This is a genomic window from Roseimaritima sediminicola (assembly GCF_009618275.1).
GTDB lineage: Bacteria > Planctomycetota > Planctomycetia > Pirellulales > Pirellulaceae > Roseimaritima > Roseimaritima sediminicola.
This window is the reverse complement of sequence record NZ_WIAD01000004.1, coordinates 141,533-153,082: the sequence shown is the minus strand read 5'-3', so window position 1 is coordinate 153,082 and position 11,550 is coordinate 141,533. Positions and strand designations below refer to the sequence as shown.

5 protein-coding genes are annotated in these 11,550 nt (G+C 63.9%); all 5 read left to right on the top strand.

The annotated features are described in order from the left end of the window. Positions 1–117 precede the first annotated feature (117 nt). Positions 118–1,254, top strand: coding sequence for a glycosyltransferase family 4 protein (locus tag GE027_RS04120; RefSeq protein ID WP_153555912.1), 1,137 nt, complete (start codon positions 118–120; stop codon positions 1,252–1,254). Then, positions 1,233–3,740, top strand: coding sequence for an O-antigen ligase family protein (locus GE027_RS04115; RefSeq protein WP_153555911.1), 2,508 nt, complete (start codon positions 1,233–1,235; stop codon positions 3,738–3,740). Before GE027_RS04120 ends, GE027_RS04115 begins: the two co-directional genes overlap by 22 nt. 82 nt (positions 3,741–3,822) lie before the next feature. Beyond that, a complete protein-coding gene (locus GE027_RS04110; protein WP_153555910.1) occupies positions 3,823–5,073 on the top strand; it encodes a DUF1573 domain-containing protein in 1,251 nt (416 codons plus the stop codon). Positions 5,074–5,080: 7 nt separating this feature from the next. Next, a complete protein-coding gene (locus GE027_RS04105) occupies positions 5,081–6,802 on the top strand; it encodes a multiheme c-type cytochrome (protein WP_153555909.1) in 1,722 nt (573 codons plus the stop codon). A 260-nt stretch (positions 6,803–7,062) separates the two neighbouring features. Then, positions 7,063–11,484 carry a DUF3857 domain-containing transglutaminase family protein gene (locus tag GE027_RS04100; RefSeq protein ID WP_153555908.1) on the top strand — a complete coding sequence of 1,474 codons (4,422 nt, stop codon included), beginning with the start codon at positions 7,063–7,065 and terminating at the stop codon, positions 11,482–11,484. Positions 11,485–11,550: the final 66 nt, after the last annotated feature.

Here is an 11,550-nt window from a genome sequence, read left to right as displayed (position 1 = left end):
GGTGTCGAAGCCTATGCCACGTTGGCCGGAGTGGTGGGAAGGACGCCGAGCCGATAGGATTTTGGCCGGCGGGGTGGATTACCGTGGAGTGAACGCGCAAGTTTTGAGACGTCCCTGATGCAATGGTCCCTGGTCGCCCTGTTGATTCTGGCTTCGTGGTTGCCCGCCGCGTTGCTCGCTTGGTTGGTGCTGTATCCAATCCGCCGCAGCGCTCGGCGATTGGGGCTGCTGGACCGGCCGGGACAGCGCAAAGTCCATACCCAGCCGGTGCCGCTGGGGGGCGGGCTGGGGATCTGGTTTGCCGTCATGACGACGTTCGCGTTGGGGACCGCGGCGGTGGGGCTGTGTCGCAGCCAGCCCTCGTGGGCCGCGATGTTGCCGGAATCGATCGGCGGGTCGCTGGATGAGATCTGGCAGCGAGCCGGCGAGCTGTGGGGCGTGCTGGCCGGCGGCACGCTGCTGACGCTGTTGGGATTGATCGATGATCGCCGCGGATTGTCGGCGTGGTTTCGCTTGGGAACCGAGATCCTGGTGGCCGCCCTGGTCGTGTTCGGGCTGGACTACAGTTTCACGGCCTTCATCCCGGTGCCCTGGTTGACCAAAGCCCTTTCGGTGCTGTGGATCGTCGCCCTGATCAACTCATTTAATATGCTGGACAATATGGACGGCCTGAGCGGTGGCGTGGCGGGCATCGTCGCCTGGATGTTGGCCATCGTGATGTTGCTGACCCCCGACCCCGATACCGGGCATCCCCAGCTGTTGGTGGCCGGGTTGCTGTTGGTCGTCGCCGGATCGCTGTGCGGGTTCCTGTGGCACAATCGGCCGCCGGCCAAAATCTTTATGGGCGACGCGGGCAGTTACCTGGTCGGTTACCTGGTGGCCGTGGCGACGTTGTTGGCCACCTACGCTGGGTATCAGGAGCAAACGCGGCCGCATGCCGTGTTTGCCCCGCTGTGCGTGATGGCCGTGCCGCTGTACGACATGACGACCGTGTTGTGGATTCGCATCCGCGAAGGACGCAGTCCCTTCGAAGGCGACAAGAGCCACCTGTCGCACCGCTTGGTGGATCTGGGGCTGAGCAAAACGCAGGCGGTGCTGACGATTTACTTGATGACCGCGACCTGCGGATTGGCCGCCGTGTTGTTGTCCTTCGTCACGGTTACCGGCGCCATTTTGGTCGGCGGGATCGTGCTGTGCATGCTGACCTTGATCGTGATACTGGAATCGACCGGGTGGCGAAAAGACGCTCCGTAACCAAGCCGCAAACCAAGCCGCAGCGAGCGAGTCAGCCATCGCCGCCGAGCTCGCGCCTGCGCGATCCGCACGCTTTGCGCTGGTTGGCCGCGGCGCTGCTGGCCGCCCTGTGGGTCGTCTCGATGCACTGGACGGCCGACAGCGTGGGCGTCGAGCAAGGTCTGGCGGTGTATCACGTGGGGCTGGCGCTGTTGCCGGCGGCGTTGGTGGCGTTCGCTCATCTGGCTCAGGCTAGCGCCAACGGTTCAGCTGCGAAACCTGAGGCTAACGCGCACGGCTCAGATCCCTCAGGCAGGTTGCTGGACTTTGCGGCGTGGGCACTGGCCGCGTGGATCGTGATCAGTGCCTGGGCGCTGCGCGACCAGTTGGAGCTGCGGCGAGCGGCTCACGAGGCTTGGCTGTGGATCGCCGGCGCGGCCTGCTTTACGGCCGCCCGGCGCTTGTTCGCCACCGCGGCGACGCAGCGCACGCTGGCGATCCTGTTGATCCTGGCCGCCGTGGTGTTGTCGGTCCATGGTTGGCATCAATTATTGGTCAGTCTGCCGGCGGATGTGGCTCGCTTCGAAGCCGAGCCCGAAGCGGTGTTGGCCGAAGCAGGGCTGGACGACGCACCGCCGGGATCCGCGCGGCGAATGATGTTTGCCAACCGGCTGCGGGACGGCGGTCCCACGGCCACGTTCGCGCTGACCAACTCCTTGGCCGGTGTGTTGGTGATGGCTTGGTTGTTATCGGTCGGATGGCTGTGCGGACGGTGGCGCGTCATGCCCGTGGCGGCTCGCGGTGGTCTCGCCATCGCGGGACTGGTGTCCGGGACGCTGCTGCTGCGGACCAACAGCCGAGCGGCGATCGGGGCGGTAGCGATCGTGATGCTGGGCTGGGCGGTGTGGTTGGCCTGGGCACGCGTCCGTTCCCGCGCTAGCTCGCCCGACGGCGCAGAGCCGCGAGCCAACCAGACGACCCAGCGTCTGCTGGTCGCCGTGGCTGGCGTGTGCCTGTTGGTCATCGCCGGGTACGTGGCGACCAATCGCGAGATCACCGAGCGAGCCTGGACGTCGCTGTCCTTCCGCTGGCAGTACTGGCAAGCCACCGCGTCGATCGTCGCCGACTCGCCCTGGTTCGGCTGTGGTCCCGGAAATTTTCAGACGACGTACCAGCGGTATCAAGCGGCCGAGACCAGCGAGCAACCGGCCGATCCGCACAACTTTGTGATGGAGACCGCGGCGTCGGGAGGCCTGCCCGCGGTGGCGCTGCTCATGCTGCTGGGCGCTGCCGCCGGGTGGCAGCTGTGGCGTCGTGTCCCCGCGGCGGTGCCCGAGACCGGCGAACCGCCTGAGACGGGTGTGGCAGCCGCGACCGACGCCGTCGGCTCAGGGCAGGGCGGAAAGGTGGTGGAGCCGGGCGCTGGAAGAAACTTGGCGTCGGCCGCGACGATCGGTTTTCTCGTCGGCTGGGCGCTGGTCTGGATGGTGGGGCTGGTGATCGGTCAGTGGCCGGACCTGGGCGCGCACGCTTGGGCCGTTCCCGTGGGCGGCATCTTGGCAGTGCTGCTGCTGCGTTGGCCGCCCGGGGCCGAACCGCCGCGGTGGGTCGGCGTCGGCGCGGTGGTGGGGCTGTTGATCCATTTAAGTTTCTCCGGTGGCTGGACCGTGCCCGGCGTGGCGGTGGGCTTGTGGCTTTGGGCGGGGGCGATGTCGAGTGACCGGGCGATGTCGAGTGACCGGGCGATGTCGAGTGACCGGGCGGTGTTGAGTGACCGGGCGATGTCGAGTGAACCGGGTTCGAAACGACCAAGCGCTGCGGCGGTGAGTCGTTTTGCGGTGCCGGTTTCCGCGGTCGCGGTCGCGTTGGCTGGCCTCGGTTTGCTGGTCGCGTTCTACGGGACCGAGCTGCGGCCGACCAGCGAGAGCGGGCGATGGCGGACGCAAGCCGCCTTTGCTCGCGACCCGAGCCAAACTGAGCAGGCGCTGTTGCGGTCGATCGAAGCCGATCCCTGGACCAGTCAGCCGCGAGCGGATCTGGCGGACTTGTACCGTCGAGCGTTGTTATTTGCCGATGATCCGGCGCTCCGCCGGCGGCTGGACCAAGCCAGTGCCGCCGCGGCGGAAACCGCGGCGGGCGATCCGGCTCTGCTGGCCTTTTTGGGCGAGGTGCGGATGCATCTGTACCAGCGTTGGCAGCGGGAGGCAGACCTGCAGGCGGCCGCCGAGTGGTACCGCCGCGCGGCCGAGGGAGCCCCGGTCAATGAACGCTACGCGGCTCAGCTGGCCGTGATTTATACCCGACAAGGGGACCGGCAAGCGGCTCATTGGGAGCAAACCGCTCGGGAGTTGGCGCGGGCGGGCGGACACCTCGAACGGTCCTTCGACCTGATCAACGTGCTGCCGGCCCAAGCTTTCGGCCCCGACGCCGCCGAGGCGCCGGTCCGGGCGCCGGCGGCGGAAGTCTTGCCGAACCCCACGCCCTCGGCGGACGTAACCAACGGTTGAGGGTCCCCCTCTGATCGAGCATCTCCGTCCCGGGCTCGAACATCCACCCTTTTGACAGCGATTCTTTCGGGAGTCCCATCACGTGAAAACATTCCTGCTCTCCCTGGTTGTCGTCGTGGTCGCTGGCAGTACGGCGGGTTACCTGACAGCGGCCCGGCGCTACAGCTGGACCCCGGAAAAATTTGGGTATTTTCGCAAGGGCGACGATCTTAGGGCGGAAAATCTGATGGCGCACGTCCAGTCGCTTCGCCAGGATGGGATGGCCAAGGTCGAGGTGGTCGGCGGCGAGGAGTACGACTTCGGCTCGATGCTCCGCAATGCCAAAGGCGAACACAAATTCGTCATCAAGAACGTCGGGGACGCTCCGCTGGAACTGGCGGTCCTGAAAACCACCTGCAAATGCACGCTGGGGGAACTGGCCGATTCCAGTTTGGCACCCGGCGAATCGACCACCGTCCACATGACCTGGGAAGCCAAGACCGACGGCAAGCGTTTCCAGCAAACCGCCACCGTCTCGACCACCGACCCGTACCAGGGCGAGTTGCAGTTGCGGATCATCGGCGACATCGTGGACGCCCTGTCGGCCCGTCCGCGTAACTGGATCGCCGGCGAGGTCAGCGGCGACACTCCGCTGGAGTTGACCAATACGATTTACAACCGCTTCGAATTCGATGTGCGCTTCAAGGAAGCTCGCTGGTTGGACCAGATCCGGGGCGATGTCGACGTCCAGGTGGACGTCCAGCCGGTGCCGGTCGACGCGGAAACCGCCAACGAGTTCCCCGATACGCGGCAAGCCTTCGAGGTGCGTCTGCGAGTCGGTGCGGGGATGCCGCCGGGCCTGTTCAACTACACCGCCATCCTGGAATTCGAACCGGTCGATCCCGGCGTGGAGGTCGAGGACGAGCGAGCGCGGCTGACCATGGCCATGGGACTGGAAGGCCGGGTGGTCGAGGATCTGACGCTGACCGGCGGGGCGCGGCTGACCGGCCGCGACCAGGGCCGCTACGAGTACACGATGCCGGCGGTTGACCAGGGCGAGGCGGTCGAGCAGAGCCTGCTGCTGCTGTTGCGCGGGCCGCATCGCGAGGGGGCCACGCTGCGGATCGCCCAGAGTGAGCCTGCCGAAGTGCTGGTGGCGGAGTTGGGCGAGCCGAAAATCAAAGAAAATCTGACGATGGTGGCGGTCAAATTAAAGATCCCCAGCGATGCCCCGCCGATGCAAAGAGACGGCAGGGATAAAGACGACTATGGCATCGTCCGCATCGAAGCCGATAATGAACAAATCGAACCGCTTGTGCTGCGGGTGAAATTCCACGTTCGAGAGAATCGTTAGGATCGGTATGAGCGTCGCGCAATGGACTGACACGAAAAAGCGATGGTGGATGGGCGGATGGTCGCTGGCGATGGTCGCCGGCTGGATCGTCGCCGCCACGTTGGCCGGATGCCAGCAGAGCGAGTCGCCCGACGATGTCGACCCCGATGCCGATTTGACCGTGACCCTGCCCGGAGAGGGCAGCGATCCCGGACACCTGACCGACGACCCGATTGCACCGCCGGCGGTGGACGTCCAAGCTCCGGCGAAAACCGCGGCGTCGGATCCCTCGGCCATGGCCTCGCCGCCTTCCGCCGCCGGCGATCCGCCGACGCAAGCCGTGGTCGCCGGCGACCAGCCCGAGCCCTGGCAGCAGTGGCAGGATCCGGCCGTGGTGCTGGTGGTTTCCGGCCAACAGCACGGCTACATCGAACCGTGCGGATGCACCGGGCTGGAGAATCAAAAGGGCGGTCTGGCGCGACGCTTTACCCTGATCGAACAGCTCCGCGACAAGGGCTGGGACGTGGTGCCGCTGGACGGCGGCAATCAGGTGCGGCGGTTTGGCCGGCAGGCGGAAATCAAATTCCAAACCACGGTCGCCGGGCTGAAGCAGATGGACTACAAAGCCGTCGGGTTTGGTCCCGATGACATCCGGCTGGGCGTGGGAGAATTGCTGTCGGTAGCCGCCGGCGATGAAGACAATCCCACCATGTTTGCTTCGGCGAACGTGACCCTCTTGGATCCGGAGTTGATGCCCAAGGTGAAACGCATCGAACAGGGCGGCAAGACGGTGCTGGTCACCACGATCCTGGACCCCGACACGTTGGATTCGGCTGCCAGCGACGAGATCATGGTCGCGCCGGTGCCCGAGGCGCTGGCCAACTTGCCGGCGGAACTGACCGCTGAGGAAGAGGCGTTTCGCGTGCTGCTGTACGTGGGTGAAGAAGCCGTGGCAAAGCAGCATATTGCCCAGCACGCTCCGGACGTGTTCGATCTGTTGGTCGTCGCCGGCGGTTACGGCGAACCCACGTACAAACCCCAGAGCATCGAGGGCAGCAAGACGCAGGCGATCGTGACCGGCAACAAAGGCATGTACACCGGCTTGGTCGGTTTGTTCGACGACCGGCCCATGCAGTATTCCCGCGTCGCCCTGACCGACGATTTCTCGGACGCCGACGAGATGATGCAATTGATGGCCACCTACCAGGACCAGCTCGAGGCCCTCGGCCTGGAAGGGCTGGGCCTGCGGCCGGTGCCGCATCCCAAGGGCGACCAGTTCGTGGGGTCGGCAACGTGCGGCGAGTGTCACACGATCGCCTACGACATCTGGCAGGGCACGCCCCACGTGGACGCCACGGCCGACATCGTCAGCCCGCCGAATTCGCGGGGTTCGATTCCGCGGCACTTCGATCCCGAATGCCTCAGTTGCCACGTGACCGGCTGGAACCCGCAGGGCTACTATCCGTATGAGAGCGGTTATCTTTCGCTCGAGCAGAGTGCGCACTTGACGGGCAACGGTTGTGAGAACTGTCACGGTCCCGGCGCGGCCCACTCCGCAGCCGAACGAGAAGGTTCGGGCGCGACCGCCGAGCGGTTGGCCGAGCTGCGCGAAGGCATGCGGTTGCCGATGGAGAAGGCGCGGGAGAAATGCATCGAGTGTCACGACCTGGATAACAGCCCCGACTTCCACGACCCCGACGCCTTCGAAGACATCTACTGGCCCGAGATCGAGCACTACGGCCTCGATTAGCGCGAGCGCCGCAGCGCAGCTCGACCCAGTGTCGCCTTTCGCTCCGCGAAAGTAGCGAGAGTAGCTCGGCTGTCCCAGCCGAAATTCAGCGCAGTCCACAGGCTGGAAGCCTATGCCACTGTCGGTGGAAGCCTATGCCACTGTTGGTGTCGCCCCTCCGGGCTGGTGACGAAATGCTGGTTCTGGGGGCGCGGCCGGGTTAAGCTGCATCATCTAATTCTGATGATGTTCCAGCGTAGTGAAGCAAAGTGGATGATGCGATGAAAGTATGGGGCAGCGTTTGCCGCCGGATGGTCGTGGTTCTGGTCGGATTCATTTGCCTGGGGAGCGTCGTTCCTGACGCCAACGCAGCGACGGCCGAGGACTCGGTCGAGCTGCAAACACTGCAGCCGGTGCTGGCCGCCGGACCGTTGCAGGCGACCGCCGAGCAGTTGACAAAACTGGTCGAGGAGCTGGACGCCAAGCCTCGGGGATCGGAGTATCGCCACGAAGGCATGGATCTAGCAGTGCCGCTGGCGACCGAAGAAGACAGCTCCTGGAAGAACCAAATTCTTTCCAGTGCCCACTATCGTTTTTTGGCCAGCGGCGAGCTGCGAACGACGATTTGGGCGATCGCCCGGCCGCAGTCGCAGGACGAACTGGCCAACGTCGCTCAGTTGCACGCCGAGTGGTCGCCGTGGCACGAACAGCGTCCCCAGCTGGAAGCTCGCGTGATCACCCCGGATGGGGAAATCATCGTTTTGGACGCCGCCCAGGTGGTCGAACACGCCGGCGAGGCATCGACGCCAGGGGTCCTGATGGATCGCAAAGCGTTGACCGCCGTACTGTCGGGCGTCCAGCCCGGGGCGATCGTGGAAACCAAAACGGTCTTGGTCAGCCAGCCATTGATGGAGCGGGCGATCGGTTTTCAGCATGTCCTCGCTTCGTTGATGCCGACGAGAATTCAACGCCTGGTTATCTCCGGCGAACCGGGCGTCCGCTGGTCTGAGCAAACGCTGGGGGAAGTCCCACCAGCGATGCCCTGGACGGCTGAAGGCATTGCGGACTCGGCTGAAGGCATTGTGGAGTCGGCGGAGGAAACCGAGTACCGGCTGGTCGATGCTCCCGGACTATTCGAATGGTTCGAGCCCGGCTGTGGTCCGCGGGCGTCGTCCTACCCGTTGCTGTTTGCCGCCGTGACGTCCGATTGGGAACAGCTCGGGGCGATGTACGGGAAACGGATCGATCAAGCCATTTCCCAGGGCGATCAACTCGCGCGTCAGATCGTCTCCGCGATGCAGCCGGCGGACATCAAAGCCGATGTGGACGCTCGCGACCCAAAGATTTCCTGGGCGGTTCAGCAACTGCAGCAGATGGTGCGGTATACGGGATTGTCCTTGGGAGAGAACGCGATCTTTCCCGTCTCGCCCGACCGCTCGTTGCAGCGGCGATTCGGCGATTGCAAAGACCAGTCGACGTTGTTGGTGGCGTGGTTGCGGCAGATGGACATCCCGGCTCACGTCGCTCTGCTCAACACCGGTGCGGGACCGGACGTGCCGCAAGAAATGGCTTGTTTGGATTTCTTCGACCATGCCATCGTGGCAATTCCAGACGAGACACGCCCCGGCGGGTACCTGTTTATCGATCCGACGATCACCATTCCCGGCAGCGGAGATTACCCGGTGGGTTTTCTCGCTTCGGACTGCCGGCACCGGATGGCGTTGGTGTGTGATGCGTCGGGAGGAAAGCTGGTGCAGACGCCCGGCAGCGAGACGGCGACGGACGTAGAAACGAGGGTCAACTGGATGGACCTGAACCGCAATGGCGGCGGTGCGATGTCGATCGAATTGCGCCGCCGCGGCGGGATCGCGGTGGAGTTGGCCGCCGAGTACGATTCGACCAACCGTCAGCCGATGATCGAGCAGTGGCGACAGTATGCCCAGACCGAAACGGGGGCGGAGCTGGCGAGCTTGAGCGTTCTGCCGCTGACCAACGATCCGCAGGGGCGGCACCGGTTTGCCGTTCGCGGCAGCGGGCATCCGGCCCAGCTGTTGACGACGCAAGGGTATTCGGCATTCGGAACCCTGGCAGCCGATGAAGATTTTCTGGTTCTCGACGGTGTGTCACCGCTGGTTCCTGCCGACTTGTGGCAACGTCTGCAGGGCTCCGGCGCGTTCGGCGAGGACTCGCAAACGCGGCGGACGGCTCTGGTTAATCTGGAAGGCAGCACGCACGAAGTGGTGTACGGCGTTCGCTTTCCCGCCGGTGTGACGCTTCCGCCGCTGCCTGCCGATTGGCAGCAGACCATCGGATTTCTGACCTTTTCTTCGCAGTGCCGGATGTTGAAGGTTGCCGACTTAAAGCCTCGGCAAACCTCCGCCGCCCAGCCCTCTGCGGTTCGCCAGGGGTCTTGGGAAACCTGGCAGTCCGCGGACGCCGTTCGCACGGTGGATCGGGCCGACAACGATCAAGTGCTGCAAGTGACTTTCCGCTGTGTGATCCGCCCGGCGACCTTGTCGGCTGCGGAAGTCAATGAGGCGTACGAGCAACTGCGAGCTTGGTATGAGGGGGAGAATCCTCTGCACTATCAGCTCACCTTGGACTGGAATCTGGGCAAGCGTTTGGCGTCGTCCAACGACAACGATGATCTGCGGGAGTTGGCGGAGATCGCCTCGCAAGAAGCGCGGCAAGAGGTGCCGAGGGCGTTTCTGGCGGCCAAGCTGGATAACCTGGGGATGAGCGTCCTGGCTCATCGTCTTATCTCGGACGTCACGGTAAAGCGCGTGGACGAACAGCTCGTCGGACGTCTGGCTTTGCAGGTTCGGCAGTTGCAACTCAGTCCGGACACGACACGAATTCGGTTGGACATCCCCAGCATCAAGCAATTGGCCGAGCAAACGGTCGCTCCGCTCGGCGGTCCCAGCCAAGCGGTCATGGCCGCCGCCATCATGCGCTCCGACGACGGACTGATCAGTACGGACCAAGAGCAGGTTGCCCGGGCGGTCGAACCCCTGCGGAAGCTGGTCGAGAATCCCGCCGCCCATGGGCTCAACAGTGACGCGAGCGAGACCCTGCAGTTGTCCTATGTGTTGGCGTTGTTGACGACGCATCAGGACGCATCGTTAAAAACATTCCTGAGAACGCGCGATGGGATTTTTTATCCCTTGCTGATCGCGGTGCTCGAGGATCGTGAACCGGAAGTCCTGCGCCGCTTCGACGCCGATTTGCGACAGCGCGTCGTGATTCAGCTTTGGGAGCAGTTGCTTGCGGCGAACCGGGTCGATTTGGCATGGCGTCTACAGAACTTGGTCGCCGAGGTGGACTGGCCGACGATCCGCCTACAGCAAGACCGCTTGCCCGAGTTGCCGCCCTTGGATGAACAGGACGCCGAATCGGTCGCGCGGCATTTGATCCTCGCCGACCTCGAGACCAACGTGCCGGTCATCCAGCAATTGGCCTGTGTCCCGCAGTCCGCGGCCGTCCTACTGAAGGCTTCGGCCGGCGGCTACAGCGAGGTTCATCGCTGGGTCAGCTTGGGAGAAAACTTTCGCTCGCGATGGTTGACGCAAACCGTTGCCGCCAACGCCACGGTCGACCTCCATCCGGTCAGCGAAAGTTTGCAGAAAGCGACGTTGAAATACAGCGACGACCAGGCGGTGGAATATTGGTTGATCAAGGACGCCGCCGGGAAGTGGCGGTTTGCGCCCCAGCCGAGATGGCTGGGCGAGCCGTTGTGGCAACAGTGGGCGGACGGCCAGCACGAACAAGTGCAACTGGCTTTGGAAACCCTGATGCCGCTGCTGGCCAAAGAACTGCCTTGGTTCGATCAGTTCAGCGGCAGCTATGCCGCACGCGTCTGGATGCGTTTGCGTGACCAGGAATCACTGCGTACCGAATGGACGGTTCGGGTGATGGCTTGCGAAACGACCGGAGACCTCGAGCGAATCGATGCAGCGGAGCAGGCGGCGCCACCGCAGATCGAACTGTGGGTGCAAAGGTTGCGGATGCTGGGATACCGAATCAACGATGATTACCGGTCCCTCTATCCAATCCTGCTGGAGCAGATGCAGGAGCAGATGGCGATCGATACCGTTCGGTACTTCTTGGCGTGTGTTTCGGAACTGCAACGATTGTATCCCGAAGAAGAGCGTGACGATTCCGTCTGGCGGGACCGTGTTGACGAGTTTATCGCCGACCTGCCCGACAGTGCGATCAAGCGTGATCTGCAGTATCACTATACGGTGGTCACGGGCCAGCCCATCGCGGCGCTCGATGCCTTGCAGGCTTATCTGGCGGAACAGCAGCAGGCGGTAGGCGTCGACGAATTGGCCAATACGCTGCTGTGGGACTCGTTGATGATCGAAGACACCGCCCAAGTGGCGAAAAGGTTGCGGGTGGCCGAGGCGAAGATCGATCGCAGCAACTTTGCTTCGGCACACACATTGGCCTGCGCTCAGGCGTTGGTCGGCCAGTGGATAGAGGCCAGCGAGATCTACCGCCGCCGGCTGGACCAACCGTTGGCACTGTTCGGTCCTTCCATGGAACTGCTCAACGGCTTGGTTGCCATGGAGCTGGGGTTGTCCGAGGTTGCGCGAACCAGTTTCCAAACGGTGTGCACAGAGGAGCCACGTGGTCAGGCCGTCACCATCATCCGCCGACACGCCGAAGCGGTACTGAAGGAAGGCGACAGCTGCACGAAGTAACTCAGCTGTCCAGTGTCGCCTTTCGCTCCGCGAAAGTAGCAAAAGTAGCTCGGCTGTCCCAGCCGA